Source organism: Magnetofaba australis IT-1 (assembly GCF_002109495.1).
Taxonomy (GTDB): domain Bacteria; phylum Pseudomonadota; class Magnetococcia; order Magnetococcales; family Magnetococcaceae; genus Magnetofaba; species Magnetofaba australis.
On record NZ_LVJN01000004.1, the window covers coordinates 1 to 23,974 of the forward strand.

The following is a 23,974-nucleotide window of genomic DNA, read 5'->3' on the forward strand; positions in this document are numbered from 1 at the left end:
AATGAGTTGGCCGTTGCCCTGCGCGAAGTCGGGCGCATTGAACGCACGCTGTTCATCATCGATTGGGTTTTGGACGCCGATATGCAGCGCCGCGCCCAGATTGGCCTGAACAAGGGGGAATCCCACCATGCTCTGAAAAACGCCTTGCGGATAGGCCGTCAGGGGGAAATTCGGGACCGGACGAGCGAAGGTCAACATTACCGCATGGCGGGTCTGAATTTGCTCGCAGCAATCGTGATTTACTGGAATACAGCCCGATTGGGAGAAGCTGTGGCGCAAAGAAAACGCACCGGGTTGCCGGTTCCACCCGAACTCCTGGCGCACATCTCGCCTCTCGGGTGGTCCCATATCCTGCTCACGGGTGAATACAGATGGCCAAAAAGACGGTGAGCAATCCTTAGCGTGTCATTTCGCCCCCTACCGGATCAGACCCCGGCCAGCTAACTGATATTTTGGTATGGGCGGCTGTCATGTTCCCGCTGAACCAGCACAGAACTGCGTCGGCGCGTGCAAATCGGCTTGAACAAGGGCGAGGCCAAGAACGCTCTTGCCCGCGCCGTTTTCCTGAACCGGCTTGGTGAAATTCGCGACCGCAGTTTTGAGAACCAGCGCTACCGTGCAAACGGCCTCAATTTGGTAGTGGCGGCCATCATCCTGTGGAACACGGTCTATCTGGAGCACGCAGTCCAGGCGCTGCGCGACTCGGGCAGGAAAATCGACGAACAGTTACTATCGCATCTTTCTCCGCTTGGCTGGGAGCACATCAACCTCACCGGCGACTACATTTGGCGGCAGAACAAGCAGGTTGAGCAAGGCAAGTTCCGGCCACTACGAATACCCAGCGAGGCTTAGCGTACGATTTTTTCCGTTTCGTGAGCTGACCCCGAATACTCCATCTCAGATCTGGCCGAGCTCTTTTCAGTTTCGCGAGCAACTATCTATCGGACCCTTAAAAGAACCCCTGTCTGAGTTTTTTTGCAACAGAGCCCTCAGATCGATACCACCACGGCAAGTGGACGGCTGATTTTCGGGATCTTCGCCACACTGGCGGATTTTGAGCGGGAGTTGATCCGGGAGCGGACCATGGCGGGACTCTCCGCCGCCCGCGCCAGAGGACGGAAGGGCGGGAGAAAATTTGCGCTGACCAAAGCCCAGGTGCGCTTGGCGCAAGCGGCTATGGCGAATCGGGACACTTCTGTTGCGGAGCTCTGTAAGGAGCTCGGAGTGAAGCCGGTGACGCTCTATCGCTACGTGGGACCCGGTGGCGAGCTGAGGAGTCACGGCAAACGCGTGCTCAACCCTTAGCGTAGGATCTGACACTCAGCCGGAACAGACCCCGTCGATGAAGGAAGATGAGGTTGAAGTGGTCCTGCTCCGAGCTCAGGAGGCCTATCCGGAAGCTAAGCCGCGGCTGATCTCAGACAATGGGCCGCAGTTCGTTGCCAACGATTTTAAGGCGTTCATCCGGGAATCCGGCATGACGCATGTGAGGACTTCGCCTTACTATCCGCAGAGCAACGGAAAGCTGGAGCGTTTTCACGGTAGTTTGAAGCGTGAGTGCATTCGGCCTCAGACGCCATTATCGCTGGAAGATGCCCAACGGGTTGTGGGAAAGTACGTCGAGCATTACAACACCCGGCGGCTCCATAGCGCCATCGACTACGTCACCCCACAGGATCGCCTGGAAGGGCGGCATGTGCAGATCCTGGCCGAACGAGATGAAAAGCTTGAGGCGGCCAGAGAACGGCGTCGGACGACGCACCAAAAGCAGTCTTTTCAGCCATCCCAAAAAATGGCTGAAAAGGCGAACGGCTAACTGATATTTTGGCTTAGGCGGTTGTCATGTTTCCGCTGAACCAGCACACATCAACTTCGGGAGAACCAAATCCGCTGATAGCCCTGCCAGATCAACTCAGTGTCAGATCCCCTGTGGTGGGTTTGGTACCTTTATGCAGACGGACCCAGGATACGCCACCTGATCACTTCTCGCTCATACACAACTTTCGATCATAGCTCATCGGAATACGCAGCTGACCCCTCTTTGCGCATTAACGATACGTTTTTATCAGAAACCCCTTAATACCGAGCGCAGTCATGCTTTCAGCCGCCAAATCCGCCTCTGGACGGGATTCAAAAGGACCTGCTAAAGCACAGTAAAGTGTTGAACTTGTTCTTCTTACAGTACGTTGATAAACAGGCAGGCTACGGGCTTGGACTTTGGCCAAAATTTTGTGCGAACTCTGCTCGGAGCCATAGCAGCCAATCGCAATATAGTACCCGACCTGCTCACTGGCTGGAGGTGGCGCATACGCCACCAGTTTGGTTATTGGTTTGGTTTTTTGGCCAAGTCTGACGACAGAGCTTGTTTTGTCAACAGGCTTTGCTGGTTTGACAACAGGCGTTTGTGATGATGCGCCCGCCTCTTTCACTGGGGATGACGCAGGAGCAGCAGGTGCTGAGACTGCTTTTGAAATAGGAGTCTGATTGTTTGATACAGCAGGGGAGCCCATTGTAGTTAGAGAGGAAAAATCGATCTTTGGCGGCGCTTTTTGTGTCTCCACACGCATAGAAAACTCCGGATACCGCTCGGTCCAATAAGCGACATTATCCGGTTTTTTGAGAAGATGCGCCATCAACAGACGCACCTGATCATGCGCTTTGATCAAACTTAGCTCATTGGACTCGGCAGTGTATTCCTTACCGAGATCTTGCGCCCATTGCGCCGCCAGTTTTGGCATTTCGCTCAGGTCGTTTTGGCCGATCTGTTTCCCACGCAGTGTAAAACTGTCGCCTAGGGAGCGATCCCCGACGCTGCCTAAAAGCGCGCCAACCGCAATCAACCAACGCGCGTGTTTTAAGCTCCCTAGACCATAGATGCGGGATACGATCGTTTCAACTCGTTGCAGTTCCGCTTTGGCGCCGCCTGAAGCGCCGGTTCTGGCTTTCAGTATAGCGCCCATGGTCGCCGCTTCCATCCAAAAGGCGTTCTCTTCTGCGCTCATTTGCGTGTGCCCCCCGCCCACATCCGCCAATGCGGCGGCCATCGACTGCATGGCCTCGTCCATGCGGTTAAGGCGAGCGAAAAGTAGAGCGTTGAGAAACTTTAACCGGGCTCTCTGTAACCGCGTGGCGTTGGGTTGGCGACCAGACCAACCACCCTCAAGCGCTTGAATTTCTGTTTGCGCTTCTCCCAACTGGCCACGCGCTAGCAATATTTCGATATTGAGCAGACGCGCGGCGATGGACTCGGCGTGAAATGGTCCCAACTGCTCCGTTAATTCAGGAATAGACTGGTTCATCAGTACTGTTGCGCTCGCGAGAGCTGAACCACGGGTTAAAACCGTCTGGGCCAGACCGGAGCGGGCGCGCGCCAGGCCTAAATTCATGCGCTTGACCCAACTGGCCGTCAAGCGCGGTTTGGCGCGTTGTTGTACCAGCAAGGCATTGAATTTACGTGTGGCGAGTTCATAGCGCTCATAGGCTAGATCAATCTCGGAGACTTGTGTGGTGAGCGCCATGATGCGCGCATAGTTCGGCGGTTTGCTGAAAGTGGCCAGTTTGAGCGCGCGCTCTAAGTAGGGTTCGGCCAGCTCAAAACGCCCCTGCGCCAAGTAGAGATCGCCGATCTCTTGAAGCAGTGTGATCTGATCTTCTTTGCTCGAAGCGCTATCCAGAGCGATTTGCCGAAGTTCAACCAAAGCTTCGCGCAATCGCGGGCTTTCGGCTTGAGCTGGGTTTAGCAAAACTGCAAACGCCAATGCGCAGCAGAGCGTCACAAGCATCTGGAATGTATGAAAATGGGACGATTTCATGAAAAATTCTGTATTTTCCGCAGCGTTCCGAGCATCGCCATCAAGCGTCTCCCCTCCTCACGACTGATGTGGCGCGCATAGACAGCATCCAGAATTCGGCCAATGCCACGCTCAAAATCCTCTGCGCTGCATAGCGTCGGGATTTCAACTCGTTGGGAGAGTTTCTGCTCCTGTCGCACAGGAGCCGGGCCGTGCTCCAGTTGTTCCACACACTGTTGTAGGGCGGTTTGATCCCCCTGGGCGGCGCGCCCCATGGCCAGTTGCCGCGCACGGTCCAAAAAAGCGTCTCCCGCTTTGCGCACCCAACTGCCATGGGCGTTGCGACGCCGAATGGGGTTGCCGCGTTTGGCGTTTTGAGCTGATTTGACAAACGGGTTTTCCATCATCGTGCCTACCTTCGGTTCTCGGCAGAGCCAGTATTTTGCAGACCACACAATGGTTCGCCCGTCTGTCTATCCGCCAATTCAGCGCTTGAAAAATTGATTCAACGCACTGTAGAAGGCCGGATCGTCCGAGCTGTCGCGCGGGGGGCGACTCTGCACGCCGCCGCCCGCACTCTGTGGCCTGTCCGCAACGGGCGGCGCCGCGCTCTCAATCTCCTCCCGCCTGTCCACTTCATGCCCGGCAGGCGTTTGCTCCGCCGCAGCTTCGGGTTCAGTGGGCATGACCGCCGGGGGCTTTGCTACATTGATGCGCGTTTTGCTGCTCTCTTTGGCGTGCATAGAGTTGCGCGCGCGCTGCGCCAATATGGGTTTGGGTTGCTCCTGTGGGCTTTGTTGTGCCTGGACTGGGGGCTGCGCAACCTGCTGATCAGTCCCAAGCCCCGGCTTATGGGGGGAACTGGACTGCAATATGCGTGCAAGTTTGAGGAATCCCACATCCATTCCAGACAGATCCTCCGCGTTTACAAAGCCTTGGGATTTCAAGTTCGACAGCGTCTTAGCCATAGCGCTGACCACACGGATTACTTCGGAATCGGTGATTGGGGCGCCGCCGCGCAATTTGTTACTCAGCCACGCCACATCGTGGGAAAATTGTTCCGCCAACTGCGTGTTGCAGTCGGCAATCTTGGGTTGTAAAAACGCCAGGAGTTTCAGCATGCCGGTCTCCATGGCGCTGAGCGGCGCCGCCTCTTGCTGAGGCGTTGGCATGCTGGCCGGGCGCGTATCATCCGGGGCTTGCAGAGCGGGATCCGAACTGGGCGCGGCTAACATCTCGCCTGGCGGATCATCGGCGTCCGGCAATGGGATGCTGGGAGCGTCAGCGGCGACTTTTTTCGGCTCTGGCGGTGGCGACCAACTGGAGCGTTTAGCGCGGCGCACGACGGGTTCGCCAGCCCCTATTTCGGAAGCTTCTGCAATAGGGGCGCTCTGAGGGCTGGGTGACGGCGCTGATTTACTGGGGAGCAGTTGCGCGCTTACCGCGTGACACAGCGCGTCGACGAAACGCGTTCCCTCTTGCTCCACCAAGGTAGTGACCGCGTCTACATCCATCGATTGGGGCGCATGTTGGGATATCTTGCGTAGATTGCCGCCAATTTGCTCAGCAAGCGCCTGAAACCATTGATGGCTTTGAGACTGAATCCACTCTGCCAAAGCACGGTTCAGCGCATCGGCCTGCTGCGACCATTCGAGACTCTCTGCTTGTGGGGGCGAACTATCGCCATTCCCGCTCATGGTAAAATCCTTTGTAGAGTGTTCGCTAGCATCGCAATACGAAGAGATGAACATTGCAGCGCATAGGCGGCAGACAATAGCGACCGGTCAATTTTACGCTTTAAAAAGTAAATTGGTTGAAGATCTCCTGCATGACCAATAGTCCAAAGCGAGAGGTGTCTTCGGTTATGGTCAACATGACATGGTTCCCCTGCACGCGCACGATTCGACAGGGGAATCCGGGTTCATCGATAAACCTGCTCAAGTGAAAAACGCCGTGCGCATTGGCTTGTAAACCATGCTGACCATTGTGGATAACCATCTGCACGCCGGTAATGCTGATATCCTCTGTTTCGCCTTGTAGCACCCACCCCTCTTCGGTAATCAATTCCGCTTGCGAAACATGTGCCGAGCGCTCAGCCTGCCGTCCAGAGTATTGCGGTTCGCTGGCGCGCGTCAGAGACTCGGGGGCGCCTGGCGCCTGGAACATGGTGTTGCGGGATCTGGGTGCGACGGTTTTGCGTGGCGTGATATTGCGTGTAGAGCGCACCACTTGTTGGCCATAACGGGGGTGAATCTCCTGTGGCGAGGGTGCAAGCGGCTGGGGCGCTCTAGCCTCTGCCAAAGAGGGCGCGCTCTGCGGTGCGTTAAAGAGCCCGGCCAGTTCCGGCGGCAGATCCAGAGCCTCTAGCTGTGCGGACATTGGCGGCTCGGACTGCGGCGAGTCCAGATGTTGCACAGTGGGCGGTGCGCTCGGACGGTCGATGGTTTCAGGCTGGGGGGCGGGTATCATTTCCCTGGGGTTAGTGGGATTTTCCAACGAATCAGGGGCATGGCTGAGGGGGGGCGCCGTCTGTGCCGTAGGCTCGGCGGACGCAGCAAACTCAAAGTGATCGATCTCTTGCCCATCGGCGGACGACGCTTCCAGGGCCGAGGGCGTCTCATTTTGTCGCGTTACGCGGGTGCCCGGCTCAAAGTGCAAAGAGACATCCACGGACATGCGCGCATCTTCAACTTTCGACTTTAACTGTTTGATCCGGTTATGCAGTTGGCTCAGTTGCTGTAGGGTATGTTCCGGACCCTCATCGCTGGTGGGACTTTCATTCAATTCGTTGGTGACACGCGTGATCTGATCCACCTCATTTTCAATCTGCGTGTGAAGTTGCGCGCCGCTCATGGACTCCCAGCGTCCGCCGCGACCGGAGCTGACTGAGTTCATTTTCAGATGCATCAGGTCGCGTTTGACCCCCATGGCGATTTCGTGAATCTCCTGTACGAATTCGCGGGTTTTGGATTTGACCTGAATCTCCGTAGTAGCGTGCTGATGTGCGTCGAGGACCAACCGCTGGATTTCACGGAACTGCTCGAGCAGGGTAAAGGATGCGGTTTTCTCATCATACATTATGGTTTCTATATGTTTGTAATCATTATCAGAGATATCAACCACATCCGTACTCTGGCAATTCTTCCCAATGCCGATAATGCGTTTACTCTCCTCTTCAATATGATTCAGAACAACGCTATACTGCCTCAAGGAGAGCCTTAGAGTTTTTCCCCAAGTCTCAGATATGCCTTCCAGTTGGTTCAGAGTTTCGGGGATGATTTTATCTCGCAGTTGCGGAATCTCATCCAGCGCAATCCGAGCTTCGGGCAGGGCGTTTTTAATCGCCAGAAGCTTGGTCTGCGACTCCGAGGTTGATATGACGATGGATTTGACCCAGTCAAAACGGGTAAATCTCAAGGAGGGTTCGGGCGCTTGGGCGAAGCTGACAATAAACAATTTATGGTAGAGCGTGCGCGTTAGCAGCCGCAACATGAGCAACTGCTTTGGCGTCTTGGCGCTACGGAGCGAAGAGTTCGTTTTGCGTACGCTTTTAGCGCTTAGCGCTAGCCGGTTACGACTGCTGCGTGCAGGGCGCTCATCGTGTTTCTCTTCTTCGAAGCCGTCACCAGTGATCACTTCATCCGTTGATTTTTGCGCCGTTTTTTTCACACTTTCGAGCAGTGCGCGTTGCTGTGCTGGCGGCTGGAACAGATCCCGAAACTCAATGGTGGGCGGGCTGGCGGTGACCTTTGTCACATACTGGCAAAATTTCGAAAAATTTTCTTTTGTCTCTTCAATACCACTCTCTATCGAAAGTTGAACCTCGTAGAGCATTCTATTTTCGTCAGCGACGGTTTCGATCGTGAAACCGGGAAAAAGGGCATTCCACACGCAGTTTGTCTTATTCCTATGGTTGCTCAGGTCTTCAATTAACTCCGCCCAAGCGTTATAGATCGCAATCTGTTCAATGCGCACGCTGGTGAACAGTCCAAACATCCAATAGCGAAACCGCCTGAATGGGTGCAGAGTTTGCGGGTGATGAGTCTGTGGGGCCCACCGCTGCGCGCAACGAAAAATCACATCCCGCAGAGAGATCGTTGAAGGCGTTGGCAACCAGTTGGTGGCAATGCGCACCGGTTCGCCCGTTTTGAAGAGGCTCTGAAGCTGTGTTGCAGTCTCCTTTTGCCAGTTCAGAAGATCCTCTTGTCGCGCGTTGAGCTCTTTGGCGTCCTCACGGCCCAAACGCGCGGTAAATAATGCGAAAAACAGCAGATCGGCTAAGTCGATGCTAATCGCCAGGCAGAGGATGACGGTCAGGATGAAGGTGGCCATGGCCAAGCCATGCTCCTCCTCTAAGAAGCGCTTGAGTTCGTCCAGCCCCTTATGTGTCGCTGCGGGAATCACCCCCTTCTTGAGCGCTTCAATCCCTTCGATGGGGCGTACATCCACGTTGGCGGAGATTCGATAGCTGTCGCGCCGCGCCGCGCCAAACTTGTCCACCTGTTCGAGCACGCGCACATGGGTGGAAATAATGGCGTTCAACTCCGCGGCAACGCTATCGTAGAGGTTTTTACTCCTCTCCAAATGGCTTGTGATGCGACGCACCAGGTTATTGACGTCATAGTGTTCCAACGCCATTAATCGCGCCACTTCATCAAACTCGTAGCTTTTGAGGGTCATCATGCTATCGAGTTGTTTGGTTAATTTATTGACCTCACTGCGCGTTTGCTCCAGGTTTTCGGCGTACCGATCCACCAGGCGCTGAATTTTATTCTCAAAAGGCTGGCTCAAATCAAGCCCTGAACTAAGCAGCATGTCGTTGACTTGACGGGCCGCGGTGGTGTTGCGATAGACGCTGGGCAGGTCCATCACGCCCTGCTGAAAGCCGCCATAAACAATAAAATGTTTCGCCCAATAGCGCGGTCCCTTGCGCGGGTCGCTGCTGGAAGCCAGGCCGGAGAGCTCATCTTCAGGCAGTTTGTTGAAAGAGAGAATCGCCTGGCGCGCGGTCAACTCCAGGGAGAGTTGTAAACCCGTGAGGGACTGCGGGCGGTCGGGATTGCCAAACCCCACTTTTCCCAGAACCGCATCCACGCGCGAACGGATTAGCGTCGCCTGATTGGCCAGATCGCCCTGTTTGGAGAATACCGAGACGATGCCATCGTAGTTGGTCCATATGGAGACCGCCGTCAACAGTGAGGCCAATAGGATAAAGCGGGGAGAGTATAAAAAGACGTTGCGCACCCCCTTTAATACGCTGCCACACTCAGCCATGGCCTGGAAAATGCGGTTTTTAAAGCCCAAAATAGCGGCCGACAGCACTGTCCCAGCTACAATGCCCAGCAAATAGCGGAGGTTCTGCCCCTCCTCGCCAATAAAGAGTGCTCCAAATAACTGTTCGGAAACCGGCAGTTGCAGAACTTCGCTGACGCCGCGAAAGGTGGTGAAGGAGGAGAATACGAACAGCAAAGCGGCCAAGGGCATTTTCAGCCCGATCAGGAACCACTTGATGGTTAAACTCACCCGGATTAAAAGCGATGCACCCCGATTCTCCCGGCTCCAGATGATCTGCGGTGGGGGGGTAATGGGGATGGGCTCCACTTGTTGGGCGCCCTCAGTACTGGCCAAGCGATAGCCTACCTCCTTTTTAATAGCGATCAAATTCAGCCGTAGAATCGCTCGCAACAGATGATAGAAGGGGTTGCTCTCCATCCCCTCCTCACGCCCGGCGCGCACGGCGATCTTGAAGTCACTGTAGGCGTTTAGAAAGGGGGTATGAGCGTTAGCGCTTTCGCTGTCGTCGTGGTAATCATTGGTGAGGTGGCGCTCATCTTGAAGATGATTGCGCAGGGTTTTTATCGCTTCCTGGACCTCTTCCAACTCGTCGCTGGGCGCTTTGGCCATAAATTGGGCGCAGCGCTCCTCATCAACGCTGTCATTGTACCGAACGATGGGAAGAAGACAGGTGTCGACGTCAGCCCGCTCGGTATTGAACAGATTGATAACGCTTTGCCCGTACAGGACAAATATTTTCGAAGAGTTTGACTTGGCTTCGGCCATTAAACATCACCGAAATCAGGTTCCGTCAACGGGAGGGTCATGGCTCAGAGGGCGGCTCTTTAGATGCGCCGGGCAGACTTTCTACGGAGTGGTGCAGGCCATAGGTCACCAGATAGGGCGCCTCAATCATACGCTTGCCGTGCGGCACCAGAAAAACACCGCGACGCTGCTCCTGTAACCACACAATACGGTAGCGCACAAAATCGCCTGCACTGACGTTAAAACGCAGGCGCACAGAGCGCCGCACCTGTCCGCCGATATGAATCCCCAACTTGCGTTTGATGTGCAAAGCCGCCTTGGTCTCCACCAGATTGAGCAATTCGCCTTGGATGGAATCGGCGATGTCGCGCCCTCGCTCCCACTCAAAATTGACATTGGCGCTACGGGTAAATTCGTGTTCGCTCACCAAGGCGCTGCTGCCGCAACGATTATCCAATGGGATCTCTTCAGTGGCCAGAATCACCTGCTCGGGATCTGCGAAATCTTCGCTGATGATCTCAGCGCCGCCATCCACCAACTCCAGATTAGCGGGCTCCTGCTTGCTCAAATCACTGGGGCCTAGGGATTTTCTACGTACTCGGTTGAAGATTCCAACCCCCAAACCCACGCCTAATCCCGCAGCTAATCCAAGGGGTATCAACACCAGCATCTTACACCTGTTATGCCCGAACACGGGATACAAAATGGGATTAAACGCTACAGATTGTCTGGATCTTCTTCAACTTCCATGATGCCTTATTGAGTGGCTCAAGGCAAATAATGGTTCACTTTATCACTGGGCGTCGTTGTCGGTTTTCGGCTGGGGATGCGCCATGACAAAGCGCAACTCGACACGACGCGCTTGGGCCGTATCGTCATAAGAGGCCGCCATGCCGCCGACGCGAATCAGCGCCTGGCCATCGGCGCCCTTGAGAGCGTGAAGCTTGGGATTCTCGTTGACCAGAAACTTGAACGTCGCCAGAGCCCGGCCCAGAGCCAGCGACCAGTTGGCGCTAAAATTGGGCTCATCCTGGCCAACGAAACGGGATTGACCGGTGATGTAAACGCCGGACAATGGAATCTCCGAAGGGGACTCTTGACATGGCGTTGCAGCGTACGCGGAGGCGACATAGCACGGCAGGATGCGCTCCAGCGTATTAACCAATGCGACCAATCGCTTGCGTTGATCACGACGCAGGCTTTTTTGTCCACGATCAAAGTGCAGCAGATTGGGCAGATACAACACGCCAAAGTTTGGTTGTGGTTCAACTTTAAGGCCTGCGGCCTCCAACTCCATGACCAGCTGGGTCAAGAGGGTATCGCGCGCCAAGCGCACGCTATCCACAACCGGTTGCGCAGGGGGGGGCGCCTCTTCGGGCGGTGGTGCAGACTTATTAGGTAGTTGCTCGACTTTAGGGGCGGGCGTGGAAACGGCAACGGGCGCCACGGGCGCAGGGAGTTGATGCGGCTCCTGACTGACGACAACCAGCAGCATCAGCACGAAACCAATCAGCAACACCTCCAGCACAATTAGATTTAACCCTGAATCCAGGTCTCTCATCATTTCTTCCCGCGGTTCATCCCGTGCTGATGCGCCGGTCAGGCGTCATTATTGCGGAAATGCCGAACCAGTCCCTCAAAATCGGAAGCGTGGCGGCGGTCGGCAGGCGCGTCGCTTGACTCTGACCAGGATGCTTTAGCCTCTTCCAGATACCCTTCTTGAAGCGCTTCATCCAGTTTGTCGGCCAGCGCCAGGGGGAACTGTTCGGTCAGGTAGCGCACCGATTCCTGAGTACGACGCATCCCTTCCGCATTTTCATGCAGGAAATCCGCCAACTGCATAAACGGTTCATCCAGATCCGCCAACTCCTCGATCATATCGTCGGAGCTTTCCGTCAGATCAGTCACCGCTTCAGCCAGCATCAGCAGTTTATCCATAATCTCTTCGCTGGCCGCGCCCACGCCATTATCCAGTTTACTTTGCAACTCTTCAATAACGCGCTGCATCGGCCCGCCCTGTTCGGAGACCGAGGCGATTATTTTTACGGAAATCTCTTCAAGCATCAGCTCCAGCGCCTGTTTACGCTGCTGTTCGAGGTTTTCATTGTGCTCACGCAGCGCGCCCAGCACTGGTTCAAAGGCGTCCGCGCTCAATTTGGCTGGAGCCTCCTCAAGCTGTTTGACGGCGCTAACGACCTGCTGCGTCAACCCCTCCATATCGCTGAAAATATCTCCGCGCATCTGTTGGTTCAGATGAACCACAGAGGCGTTCAAACGCACATCCTGCGCTTCGAGTGCGCGCTCGGTTGTCTGTTGAAGTGCGACGCGCATTGATTCGCCCAGTTGTGCTGCCAATGCATTGACGTCCAGGCTCTGCTCCTGATCGGCCACGCGCTGGGCCACCGCGTCGACCAACTGCGCCAAAGCTTGCATGCGTTGGGTCTCGGCGGCCACATCGCTGCGCACTTCTTGACTCAATCCGGCCAAAGCGCTCTGCACGGTGGCGACGCTCTCCTGGGAGAAGCGTTCGCCCTCCTCTTTGAGCAACTCCAAGGCGGTGTCGAGGAATTGGCTCTCCATGTCGGATGCTTTGGCTTGCAGCGCGGCGACAGTCTGTTGCAGGCCGTTGTTGATCTCGCCCAACTGGCTGGTTTCGTCGGCGATGCGTTCGCGCACATCCGCTGCCATCTGCTCCAGAACATTACGCCACTGCTCCCCGCCGCCCATGCCGCCCAGCGCCTCAGAGACGCGCTCCATCACGCCGGTCAGGCGCTCCGGCGCCAGGGCTTCAAAGCGCTGCTCAAGGGTTTGGCCAATTTTCTCCACCTGGTCGCCAAGGTGCGCTATGGGTTGACGCTCCGCCTCCAGTCGCTCGGTCAACTGCGCGCGCAGTTGATCAAGCGATTCGCCCAGGGCGTCCATCAACGACTCGTCCGTTTGCGCGCCGTTCTCGTCCAGCGCCCGCTCAATGGCGGCCAGACGCGCAAGCGCCGCACTCTCAGCCTTGGTCTGCGCGCTCTGCAACTGCGCCCAGTTGTCGCTCAGTTGTTCCGCCTGAGTCTGCGCGGTTTGGCCCAGACGCCCGATTTCGTCGAGGATGCGCGTCTCTGAGGTGCGCCACTGCTGTGTCGCTTCGTTCAGGGTTTGGCTCAGCACGCTGTTGATCGCCGCCACATCTACGCCAGAGGACTGTTGTGTGATCTGTTCGCTCAGCGCCGCATGGGCAGCTGTAAGTGTGCTCTGCGTCTGCTCTGATTGCTCGACCAGCGACGCCATCAACGCGCTCTGTGTTTGCTCTGACTGCTCGGCCAGCAATGCTTTCAATGCGCTCTGCGTCTGGTGCACCTGCTGCGTCATCGATTCCGAGAGCATCTGTTGCAGAGATTGAATATCCAGCGTCTGGCTCTGCTCGGCTATGCGTTCCAGCACCTGGGCGGCTGAGTTCGCCAACTGCTGAGCCAGACTGCTTTGCTCGCTCCATTGCGCCTGCGCCTGGGCGGTCAATTCACGCAAGGAGACTTCAACAGCAGCGGCACCTTCCGCCGATTGGCGACGCCCCTCCTCCTGCAACAACGTTGCGGCAGTCTCCAGGAAGTCGTTTTCCAACTTCTGCGTTTGCGTTTGCATGGATTTAACAGCGTGCTCCAAATCGGATGTCAGCACGCCGACCTGCCCGGTCTCGGCAACGATGCGTTCTCGCACTTCGGCGGCGATTCCTTCGAGCATCTCACGCCACGTCGCGCCGCCGGCCATGCCGCCCAGTTCGTCGGCTAGCCGTGTCATCACTCCCTCCAGACGCTCCGGTTTGAGCGCTTCAAAACGCGCATCCAGCGTTTGGGAGATCTGCGCCATGCGTTCAGAAAGGGTGTTGAGCGCGCTTTGTTCCCGCCGCGCAGGCTCGGCCCATCCGGCGCGCAGCTCATCGAACAGCGTCTGAATGCGCGCAATCATTGGTTCAGTGAGCGCCGAATCGCGGGTTTCCAATTGCGCAACAAGCGTCTGTATCGGCGTCAGGTCCGGTTGTTGAGTAGACAGCTGCTCCATGCTCCCAGCCAGTTTGGCCAAGCGCTCCGCCTGGGCGTTCAGATGGTCATTGAATTTGTCGCCCCATGCCTCCATGGCCGCGCGCAGTGTCTGGTCATGATGGCTCGCGATGCGTTCGCCCTCTTCGCGCAACTGGGCTAAAATGGGCTCCAGAGAGATCACTTCACCACCGCTGGGCGGCATTTTGAATTGGTTGTTGAGCGCTTCTGCGGTCCCCCGCAGGCGATTCATCTGCTCAATGATCTCCTCACGCAGCCCCGCCAAAGCTTGATCAAGCACGTTTTTTATCTGCGGCGCATCGCTCAGAGCGCTCTGTTCATCGCGCCAGGCCTGCAAGCTCTCAGCGCGGCTCTCCAGGGCCTCGGCGGCGCCATGGAGCTTCTCCACCGCCGCCTGGAAGGTGACAATATTTTGCGCCTGCTCCTGCTGTATGCGCGCATGGGATGAATCCAAAGCTTGTCCAATGCCTTCGGCGGCGTGTTGGCGCAATTGCTCCGGCAGGTCGTTGAGCGCCGCCTGCAACTGGTTCAATAACGCCTGGCCAACACTCGGCGAATCGTTGGCGGGCGTAACGGTCAGCATCCCCTGAATGCGCTCAGCCAACTGTTCGGCATCGACGCCCTCCTCCTGGGCGCTCCATTGTGCTTCAAATTCGCTCAACGCCTCGCGCACCAGCGATCCCAATGCGGCCACATCATGGGCCTCCAGGCGCGCCACGGCGTTATTCATCCGCTCTTCATGAGCGCGCATGCGGGACTCCAACTGCCCGGTGATGCGCTGTAACTGCGCGCTCCACGCCGCCATCGCCTCGGCGTCCACGCTCTGCGGAGCTTGCGCCAACTGCGCAATCTGTGCGCTGATCTGCGCCATCGCCTCGGGCTGCTGCGTTGTCTCTTGTTCGGAATGAAGCGCGGTCCACAGCCCCTGCAAGGTTTCGGTGAGACGTTCTCCCAGACGCGCCATTGCCTCATCTAACGCAGCGACGTCTAGCGATCCAGCGACCTCCTGCGGCGGCGCGCTCTCCTGAATGCGCGCGGCCAACTCCTGGGCGTCGGGCAGGGTGAGAATCACCGCCTCCAGATCCGCCAGGCGATTGACCACCGCCGCCCACTCATCGCGCAGATCCACGCTGTTGAGCTGACTCTCATCTTGATGCCGTTCACCCTGCGCGCGCGGAACTTCGTCAGATTCGGGCTGCGGCGGCGCGGCGGTGATGGCGTCCAGCAGCTCCTCCAGGCGCTTATCCAACGCGCCCAGGCGCGTCTCCATAACAGTGACAAGCTCCGGATGGGCGCCGTTCAGCGGTGCGGGCGTGGCCTCATCAGCTCGGGGCGCTTCTCCAGCACGCCATGTCGCCAAAATCTCACGCAACCCCGTGATCTCGCTGGTCACCGTCTGACTTAACGTTTCGGCGTGCTCGCGCAGACTCTCTTGTAAACGTTCGCTGCGCGCGCTCCAGTCGCTCCAATTGGGCAACGCCTGGCGCAACGCGCCTATGGTCTCTGAGAAGTGGGCGGTCACTTGCTCCACCCCTTGCTTCTCGGCTTCGCGCAGTTGCGCAATGGCCTGCTGCAAGGTGGCCATCTCCGCTGCGAGGCGCTCTTGATAGGCGTGCATCTGCTGCGTGCTTTCGTCGCGCAGACGCTCCCAAGCCCCCTGCGCCGCTTCCTGCGCCAAGCGTTGATTCTCATCACGCAGCAGCGCGCTCAACTCATCCAGGCGCGCGCCCAGCACCATTACCGTATCACGCTCCTCTGTCTGACGTTGCGCCCCTTGTGCGCGTAACGCGCTGGCCAACTCTTCCAACTGCGCGCGACTCTGGGCGTAGGCGCTCATCATCTCCTGGCGATGATTCTCCAGGATCGGGCTCAGATCCGCTGCGCCGTCCGCCAACGGCGCCGCACCGGTTGTATTCAGAGACTCCAACTGCTGCGCCAACTGCCCCCAATTCTCGCGCGCGTCGCCATCACGGCTCTCCAGCGCGCCTTTCAATTCACCCAACGCATCGGCAATGGCGCGCCGGTTGTCATCAGCCATGCGCGCGCTCTCGTCGCGCAGCCAGTTGACCACAGGCTCCAAAGAGGCGCCGCTGGTCGGTTCACGCTGTAACGACAGCAGATCCAACGCGCGGTCAAGTTTGCCCGCAAGCTGTAGCATTTGCCCGCCGTCACTCTCCTGCTGGGCCGCGCGCCACTGCTCGCGCAACTCCCGCACCGCGCGTTCAAGGGTTTGCGACAAGCGCTTTTCACTGTTCTGTTGCTCAGCGCGCCAATCATCAAACAGCGCCTCCCAGGCGCTCTGCGGCGCTTGCGCCATACGCTCTTCCAAGCGCGCCAGGGCGTTGCTCACGCGCGTCAACGCCGGCCGCGTCTCTTCCCCTTGCAGACGGACAGCCAGTTTCAGATCCTCAGAAAACCCATCAAGCCAACCCTGCATCGCCTGGCGCGAATCAGACATCGCTTGCGCCTGACGCCCCACCGCTTCGAGCAGAGTCTGTTTGCTGGCGGCCATATTGGTTTGCAAACCCGCCATCGCCTCACGCAGCTGCGTGCTGGCGTGATCACGTTGTTGACGCTCCTGTGCAAACCACTGACGGGTTTCGCCCAGCCACTGCTCCGGCCCCATCTGGGCGACGGACTGAGTAATCTCACCCAACGCTGCATGGGCCTGATTCAGGCTCTGATGCACGCCGCCCAGCTCTCCGCCCAGACGCTCACAGACGCTGCGCGCAGCCCCTTGAACCTGTTCGGCAAGCGCCTCCATAAACGCGCCGCGCCACCAATCCCCGCGATTCAGCGCTTCAATGATGCGCTCTACACCCTCTTCAGAGGCTTGCGCCATGCGGTCTCCCAGCGCCTGCATGCGCGATCCCAGCGCACGGGTCTCCTCGGTCTGCTTTTCGCACCTCTGGGCCAGCGCCTCAATCCACTGTTCGCTATGTGCTCGCCAGCTATCGCGCAGCTTCGCGCTCTCCTCAAACAGGGGGCCAAGCAGGCGGCTACTGATCTGTTCCGGCGCCGCATCCAGGGCGCTGCTCACGCTTCGCAGCGCCGACTCTTGTGACAAGGCGTTCTGTTCGCGGCGCTTCTCTTCATGCGCGGCCTGCTCAAGCAGGTCGCGTCCCAGATCGCGCACGGCGGCGCTGACCTCTTGGGCCGCCAGCCGCTCCGATTTAGCCACCTGCTCAATGACCCCGCGCAGCAGTTCATCACGTGAGTGCGCATCTTCGCGCCATTGCGGGCCAAGTTGCTCCTCCAGCCAACGCGCGGCGCGCCCCTGTTGCGCAAAGATGTTGCGCAACAGAGTCAACTCATCGCCACGAGCATCGCGCATTGCCTGGGCGATGCCCTCGCGAATCCGCTCAGCCAACTCCCCTTGCTGCGCGTTCTGCTGATCACTCAGGCCGCGCATCAGGCCGCCAATCTCCTGCGCCAGTCGCTCGGCCATTTGCTCGGCCAGCTTCTCTGGCAAGTTGGCGCTCCAGGGCGAGGAAGGCGTGATGATCGGCGCGCCGCCTCCTTGCAACTGCTGAATGATCAGCGCTTCGCCTGCGGCGTACTCAATGCGTTTGTCCAACTCCGCGCAGATCGCCAGGATACGCATCTCCAGGCTATTCAGACGCCGCCGCATCTCCATGCTCATGACCACTGCGGCGGCCAGGCCAACGCCAGCGGCAAGGAAATTGAGCCCCGAGAGAGAGAGAACCTGACGAATTGATTCGCGAATTGCAGCGGAATCCTGCTGCGCTGCGTGTTGTAGCGCGGCGTACAGGCTGCCTGACAGCGCCGCCAACGACAGTAGCAGTCCCAGGCTAGCCAGCAGAATCGGAGCAGAGCGCATGCGCCGCATGTCGATATGCGGCGCCAATAGGGCGTTGATTTCAAAGTGGTCGCCTGGACGCGCCACGCTACGGACCGGTTGCGCGCCACTGACGTCAATAATCAGGGAGCCGTGGAATGCGCTCCAGGCTCGACCAATAACCGAATTGGCGCGTAGCTGAGCATCGGCCACAGGCGCCGCCTGGGCAAACTCTTCAGGGTCGACAGGGAGACCTTGCAGTTGGGATAGGGCTTTATTTAGCGCGCGACGGGCAGGCCGCAACTGGCCACCCACGAGTTGCAGCCACTCCACCATGCCCCAGGCGATGACAACCAAAGCCAGGAGGTAGGGAGCATAGGGGTGATGAAACCAGGAGATGATCTGCTCGATCATGTTGCTCCTCACTTGGGAACTGGCATGGACACCACGATATCATGACACTTGATGCAACGACCTGCCGCAGGGTGTCTTCGGGTTGAATCCGGGCGAATTGGCGGCCCGATTTTGTGCAATGTAGAGGCCTGCTCCAATACTTTGCCCACCGGCGTAATCGGTTGACTACCCGGCGGCGCGCCTCCTCGAATCAGATGGCATTTCACGCAAGGCCCCCAATAGGGGTGTGGCAACTTGGCGTTGCGTGGAATCGTTGGTAGACGCTGCACCACCATTTTTGCCTGCGCCTTTTTCCGCGCTTTAGGAGAAACGGTCTCTGTCACGCTCTCTTGTAGTGTCGGTTGCGTGGGCGCTGGATATGAGCCGAAAATCTCACCGCGTATATAGCGCGGCAAGCGATCGGTGCTCCACTCATTGAGCGTATCCTTGTACTTTACGTACATCAGCAAACCGGCTCCAAGAATCAGCAGCAGCACCAAGGCTCCCTGTAGAGGGCTGGTGCGTTTGGGGTTAGGGGGGCTCATCTACGCTCACCGCAATTTGTTGGACCACAGGGCAAAGCCCTCGTCGTTGCGCAACTGGCAACGGCGTCCATTAATGGTGAACTCTTTGGCGTAGACCACAGGATCCCGCTTGTTGGCCCGATCGAATTTAAACCCCCGACCATTCACCTGAGCATCATGGCTGAGCGTACAGCCCATAAACTGTAAAAACCATTTTGGCGCCACCGACACATGCAACTCCCGACCGCCTGGTTCCGTGACCCAAATATGGATCTGCTGATCGCGGCGCGGCAGCTCCGTTATCTGTTGTATCGTCCCGCTAAAACGCTTGATTGGCGCGCGCTCAAACGGCATCAAGCCCGGTTGCGCCGGCGTGGCGCCATCCTGCTGTGTTGTTTTGGCCCCGGGGCCGCCAGCCGCCAACGCCGCATTGCGGCGCTGCTTGGTCACGTTCTGTTGCTGCGCCACTTGCAGCGCCTGCCCTTGCGGCAGCAACTCCGGCGGGGCGTTTTGCGGCGTCACCACCGTGCCCACGGGCGGCGGCGAGAAGCTCGCATTCCCGCTCCACGATTGCGGAGAAAACAGCGCATCCCGCCATCCTGTCGGCGCCACGGCAAAAAGAGCGACCACGGCGAAGAACAGTATGGCCACAACGCCAATCCACTCTTCCAGCTTCATTTTTGGGGTTCCCATTTGGGCCTGTTGGCGCAATACGCCGTTAATTTGACGCTAACCTCTTACAGCAAACGTTAAATATAACAGCATGCAAGCGCATCGGGAACCAATCCTTAAACCAAGCGCCGACGTCAGCTTAGCGAAACGCAAAATTCAAGCCAAGATAAACAGAAAAAAGAAAGCGCCGCGTGGACATACGCGGCGCTTTCTCAGCATCAGGTGGCGGTGAACTGGCGTTGAAGCGGCTAAACGCCCTCTTCAACTGGAGTAAGAAACACTTCAAGTTGCCCAATATGGTCGATTTCACGCATCACTTGCTGCTTGAGCAGATCAACAATGAGGTCCCCTTCATACACTTTCAGATCCGCTGGCACATGGACGTTTACCTCCACATGGAGATCTTCGCCCAGGGTGCGCGCCCGCATATACGAGATGCCCATTACCCCCTTGGCCTTGGATACCACATTATAGATCGACTGTAGCTCATCCATCTCCGGCGAGGCGTCCATCAATCCATCAATGGCGTCAACATTCAGCTCAACCCCAATGCGGATCACCATTAGTGACACCATCAACGCCGCCAACGGGTCAGCGATGGGAAATCCAAAGGTAGCGAAAACAATCCCCACCAGCACCGCAATGGAGGAGTAGGCGTCGGAGCGGTTATCCCAGGCGTTGGCCATGATGGCGGGGCTGTTATTTTCTCGCCCGACGCAGCTCTGATAACGAAACATCAGTTCATTCATAGCCACTGAGATGGCGGCGCCGACGATCGCGATTCGATCCGGCGCGCCGTAGTCGCCGGTATAGATCGCTCTGATGGCGTCGATCAGAATGAAGATTGCCCCAATAATAAGAATCGTGCCCACAATGGACGAAGAGATGAACTGGATTTTGCCGTGACCATAGTGATGGTCAGAGTCCGCCGGTTTGTTGGAAACCTTGAGACTGACCATGGTCACCGAGGAGGCGATCACATCCGCCGACGAGTGGAATGCATCCGCAACCAGCGCCTGACAACCGGATAAAACGCCCAGCGTGCCTTTGTAGAACACTAGGAACACGTTGGTGAAAATGGAGAACCACGTCACCTGGTCCCGACACTCTTTACACTCGTCATACTTCATGGCGTAGCGCCCTTGTCAGCTCCGGCGGCGGGACGCGGCGCCGGGTTGGATTGCATGGCTGCGCCCGTTTCGCTAGGCAGCAGACGTTTAAAGATCTCCGGCGACGCTTTGGGCACAAAGAATGTGCTCTCTGGATGGTCTGTACGCACAGCAAAGTAATCATAGCGCTCAAAGCTAGTCACTTTGGCCAGAATATACCACGGAAAGGAGGAGATCAGGGTGTTGTAGATACGCACCTCTTCATTGTACTCGTCGCGCCGCATGGAGATACGGTTCTCCATCTCCACCATTTTATCCATCAACTGCTGATAGGTGACAGAAGCTGTGATATTTGGGTACTGCTCCACAATGGCCAGCAGCTTGGCCAATGGCGCGCCGCCCCCTTCTGGATTGATGCCCAGCATGTTGGCCAGCATCGACTGGGTTTTTGGATCGGCTCTTTTAGGCTCCGCCTCCACAGGCTCTGGTGGCGGCTTGGCTTCTGAATCCCCCTCGCGCCCCACATCCTTGCGGGTGGTGGCGACATAGCGATACACCTCCTGCTCCAACGCCGCATGATTGAGCGCCACATTGACCAGATTGGCAAACAGATTTTTACGCCGTTGCAGCACATCTTCCACATGGCCACGAGCGGAAAGAACCCGCTCTTCAAGCGTCACGAAACGGTTGAAATTATACAGTGTGGTCACGCCAAAAATCAGGACTGAGATAAACGACATGGCGACGATTAAAGCGCGTGACTTGATCGGCGGCAGATGCAGTTTCTTGGCCTCAAACTCCGCCCGGTGCATCTCGTTCATCAGCCGCTTCATGCGTCGCAGACGCTCACTGTTGAGCATCTCCGATTCGAGCGACTCGAACCCGTCCATATCGTTGCTATTTTGCGCCATTTCTCGTGTTTTCTGATTCGATGATATTCATATCGCCCAATGGCCTTGACGTTAGGCAGTGGATATCAGATCTCATCGACTCTTAAGTCGTCCAGAATATCCACTCGGCGCCGCACCGTTGAAGGCGTACGCGTCCGCCCCTCCTCCAGCGTTGCGTCGATCGCCGGTTCCACTTCGCGCAGAGACGGCTTATGACCGGTAAAACGCGCAGCTAGAACCACTCTTGCCGGGTGATGAGGAAACAGCGCACACGCTTTCCGCCAAGCCCTTTTCGCTGCGCGCTCCCGCCCTTCCGCATGCAACGCCAGCGCGCGACAATAGCACAATACTGGCCGACGTGTCTTGGACTGCGTCGTCAAGCGCGTCACCAGTTTCAGGGCGACGCTGGCTTGCTCCTGATCACACAGCAGTATTGTCAACTCTAACACCAACGACATTTCAGAGAGTGTAATACGCACGGCTGCGCGCTGTAGGGCCAGGATTGCTGGTTCTGTTTGGCGGAGCTGGAGTTGGCACTTCGCCGTCATCACCCACCCCTCGGCCGCCAAATCACCCCGTTGCGCTGCGCCCAGGAGCCAAGTCAAGGCCTCCTCATGGCGCTGCTGCGCCAAGGCGCGCTTACCCTGCAATACCCCATAATCCATCCGCAGCGCGCTCATCTCATCAAGCACGCCCAAATACCAGTTGATGGAGCCTTCGGCCATGCGCTGTAAAGCCAAGCCCATGCCCCCCAAAGCAAACCGCCAGGGTAGCCAAGTGGGGGCATTCAAATCATGGCGCTCAACCAAAGGGTCTATTTCTGGAGCGGCGCTCTGTGCGGCTTGCGTCGTTTTGAGCACCTCAGAACGGGCAGTGTCGGGTTTAAGATCCGCAGAGTCGTCAGTCGTTGAATCGTGGCCTTTTTGGTCCAAATCATCGGCCACTATAGCGGGCGATGCCGCCTCTGCGCGCGCGGCGACAAACACCGCCTCAAATGGCGCCACTTCCACCGCCAGATAGCGCAACTCAGCCTCTTCAGGCGTCCGATAGGGCTGTGGTGAGACCGTCTCAACGCTTGGCGGTGGCGTTTGCGCTATGCCTGGTGTGGCCGACTCTTCGGACGCATGCGATTTTTGCTTCAGGACAGATCGTCGGCGCTCGGTTCGCTTGTCATCAAACAGCGCATCCATCTTGTCGAGCAACGCATCAATATCGCCCCCCTGATCCGCTAAACGGCCATTGGGGTAAACAGGCGTTGAGCTGTTGAAGTGTGTATCGCGCTTTGCGCCTTGCACAGATGAATCTCTGGTGCTGTTAGCAGGCGCGTTTAAATGACCAAGCCATGCGCCTAGACGATGTGTCGCGCTCTGCTGCGGCGCCAGCAGATTCAGATCGCCAGTGGCCGATGTGCTCTCCTCTTGGTGCGCGGAAGACTCCGATGGGCGGGATTGTAAATCCGCCAATGCATCCAATGGGGCCACCATCTCGTCCAACACGCGCCAGGCTTGCTCAGAGCGACGCGTTAGCATTGCCACCTCATCGCGTTGACGCGTTGCAGTCAGAAGCGCTTTTAGTCTTTCTGGCGTTCTGCGTTTAGACGTTTGAGGCCTCTGGGAGGGTGTGTCGCTGTGTGGAGTTTGGGGGTGGGCGACCCTTTCCACTGCGCTCGAATGCGGCGCAGCAACCACCGTTTCCAGCTCAGAGGTGATCAATCGTAGTTGCGGCGGCGCATGCCGTTGGCGTTGCGCGACCCGAGGCTCCGCACGCGGGGATAGGGTTTGTGTATGGCGTAGCGATTGCTCTGTCGCAGGCCAAACGTCTTCTGGGAAGTCAAAGGGTTGCAGGCGCGGTAAGCGCCCCTTGGCACTGCTTTGAATCTCCTGCAGGAGATCCTCTAGTGCGCTCTCAAAGGATTGGCCTGACGCTGAAACAATGCTTAAATCGACTGGCGCATTGCCGCACTCAAAACCGGTCAGCTGCGGCAGCGTCGCATCCTTCAGGTTCATGAGCGTAAAACGCTCTTGAGCGACGGCCATGACGTTTAGCCGACTTGCTGCTTATCTTCAAGCTGCGCGGCGTGCTTAAACAGCTGCACGGCTTGATCGTGTTTGCCCAACTGCTCCAGCGAGAAACCCTGGGCGCGATACACTCGGGGCTCTTCAGGGCGGATCTTCATCGCGCGCTGAAACGCTTCTACCGCCTCTTCATAGCGTTCCAGATTATCCAGCGCCACACCCAAACGATAGTTGAGGTTGAAGTTGTCGGGCATCTGTTCGCATGCTGCGCTGAGCACGCCAACCGCCTCTTCATAGTTTTTGGTCTGGATATAGGCCATCCCTAAAATGGAACTGACTTTGCCATCTTGCGTATCTTTGGCGTACAGACGCTCCAAAATCTCAATAGCAGCCAGGGGCTTCTCCAGCTTTAAGTAGCAAAACGCTAGATGGAATGCGGCCTCATCATCAGCTGGATAAGCCTCAACCACGCCTTCAAGCACGCTCAGCGCCTGCACGTATCGCCCTTGCTTGGTGTATTTGATGCCGATATCGCGAAAATATTCGGCGCGCACGCTGTTGTCCAAGCTGAAAAAGCGCTCATACCATGTGATGGCGCCGGCATTCAATCGCAGCAGCACCTGCTTGCCGGTATGCATAAAAAAGCCCAGTTCATCCCAGACTGAACCTTTAGAAAATTTGCTCATGGTTTCACCTTAC

15 protein-coding genes and 3 pseudogenes are annotated in these 23,974 nt (G+C 57.3%); 5 read left to right on the forward strand and 13 right to left on the reverse strand.

The features are described 5' to 3' along the window. The 5 genes and pseudogenes from MAIT1_RS00270 to MAIT1_RS00290 all read left to right on the forward strand — a co-directional run. Positions 1-390: Tn3 family transposase (locus MAIT1_RS00270; protein WP_143814560.1), on the forward strand; the 390-nt coding region annotated here is incomplete at its 5' end. Between the two features lie 96 nt (positions 391-486). Next, a pseudogene (locus MAIT1_RS00275) lies at positions 487-852 on the forward strand (Tn3 family transposase); the annotation flags it as partial. 33 nt (positions 853-885) lie between these two features. Then, positions 886-969 (forward strand): annotated as a pseudogene (locus tag MAIT1_RS22540) (helix-turn-helix domain-containing protein); the annotation flags it as partial. Positions 970-981: 12 nt separating this feature from the next. Beyond that, positions 982-1,305 (forward strand): annotated as a pseudogene (locus tag MAIT1_RS00285) (recombinase family protein); the annotation flags it as partial. A gap of 37 nt (positions 1,306-1,342) precedes the next feature. Beyond that, a complete protein-coding gene (locus MAIT1_RS00290; protein ID WP_143814561.1) occupies positions 1,343-1,816 on the forward strand; it encodes an integrase core domain-containing protein in 474 nt (157 codons plus the stop codon). A gap of 232 nt (positions 1,817-2,048) precedes the next feature. On the opposite strand, the gene MAIT1_RS00295 is transcribed toward MAIT1_RS00290, so the two are convergent. The 13 genes from MAIT1_RS00295 to mamA all read right to left on the reverse strand — a co-directional run bounded on the left by MAIT1_RS00295 (position 2,049) and on the right by mamA (position 23,961). Next, positions 2,049-3,812, reverse strand: coding sequence for an SPOR domain-containing protein (locus MAIT1_RS00295; RefSeq protein ID WP_085440030.1), 1,764 nt, complete (start codon positions 3,810-3,812; stop codon positions 2,049-2,051). After that, on the reverse strand, positions 3,809-4,195 hold the full coding sequence (locus MAIT1_RS00300; protein WP_085440031.1) for a hypothetical protein: 387 nt from the start codon (positions 4,193-4,195) through the stop codon (positions 3,809-3,811). Before MAIT1_RS00300 ends, MAIT1_RS00295 begins: the two co-directional genes overlap by 4 nt. Positions 4,196-4,276: 81 nt before the next feature. After that, a complete protein-coding gene (locus MAIT1_RS21360) occupies positions 4,277-4,924 on the reverse strand; it encodes a hypothetical protein (protein WP_143814563.1) in 648 nt (215 codons plus the stop codon). A gap of 664 nt (positions 4,925-5,588) precedes the next feature. After that, positions 5,589-9,851: a PilZ domain-containing protein gene (locus tag MAIT1_RS00310; protein ID WP_143814564.1), complete on the reverse strand. Its 4,263-nt coding sequence runs from the start codon at positions 9,849-9,851 to the stop codon at positions 5,589-5,591. Between the two features lie 37 nt (positions 9,852-9,888). Next, positions 9,889-10,398, reverse strand: a complete 510-nt coding sequence (locus MAIT1_RS00315; protein ID WP_085440034.1) for a hypothetical protein — start codon at positions 10,396-10,398, stop codon at positions 9,889-9,891. Between the two features lie 225 nt (positions 10,399-10,623). Then, positions 10,624-11,391, reverse strand: a complete 768-nt coding sequence (locus tag MAIT1_RS00320) for an OmpA family protein (RefSeq protein WP_143814565.1) — start codon at positions 11,389-11,391, stop codon at positions 10,624-10,626. Positions 11,392-11,429: 38 nt separating this feature from the next. Then, positions 11,430-18,086, reverse strand: coding sequence for a hypothetical protein (locus MAIT1_RS00325; protein ID WP_085440036.1), 6,657 nt, complete (start codon positions 18,084-18,086; stop codon positions 11,430-11,432). An 8-nt stretch (positions 18,087-18,094) separates the two neighbouring features. Beyond that, positions 18,095-18,562, reverse strand: a complete 468-nt coding sequence (gene mamT / locus MAIT1_RS21365; RefSeq protein ID WP_143814566.1) for a magnetosome protein MamT — start codon at positions 18,560-18,562, stop codon at positions 18,095-18,097. 54 nt (positions 18,563-18,616) lie between these two features. Then, entirely contained in the window at positions 18,617-19,267 is a 651-nt protein-coding gene (gene mamS / locus MAIT1_RS00330) for a magnetosome protein MamS (RefSeq protein ID WP_085440037.1), read from the reverse strand. 242 nt (positions 19,268-19,509) lie between these two features. Further along, positions 19,510-20,391 carry a magnetosome biogenesis CDF transporter MamB gene (gene mamB / locus MAIT1_RS00335; protein ID WP_085440038.1) on the reverse strand — a complete coding sequence of 294 codons (882 nt, stop codon included), beginning with the start codon at positions 20,389-20,391 and terminating at the stop codon, positions 19,510-19,512. Further along, positions 20,388-21,260, reverse strand: a complete 873-nt coding sequence (gene mamQ, locus MAIT1_RS00340; protein WP_158089227.1) for a magnetosome protein MamQ — start codon at positions 21,258-21,260, stop codon at positions 20,388-20,390. Before mamQ ends, mamB begins: the two co-directional genes overlap by 4 nt. An 86-nt stretch (positions 21,261-21,346) precedes the next feature. Then, entirely contained in the window at positions 21,347-23,296 is a 1,950-nt protein-coding gene (locus MAIT1_RS00345; RefSeq protein ID WP_158089228.1) for a tetratricopeptide repeat protein, read from the reverse strand. Between the two features lie 5 nt (positions 23,297-23,301). Further along, positions 23,302-23,961 carry a magnetosome protein MamA gene (gene mamA / locus MAIT1_RS00350; protein ID WP_085440041.1) on the reverse strand — a complete coding sequence of 220 codons (660 nt, stop codon included), beginning with the start codon at positions 23,959-23,961 and terminating at the stop codon, positions 23,302-23,304. Positions 23,962-23,974 lie beyond the last annotated feature (13 nt).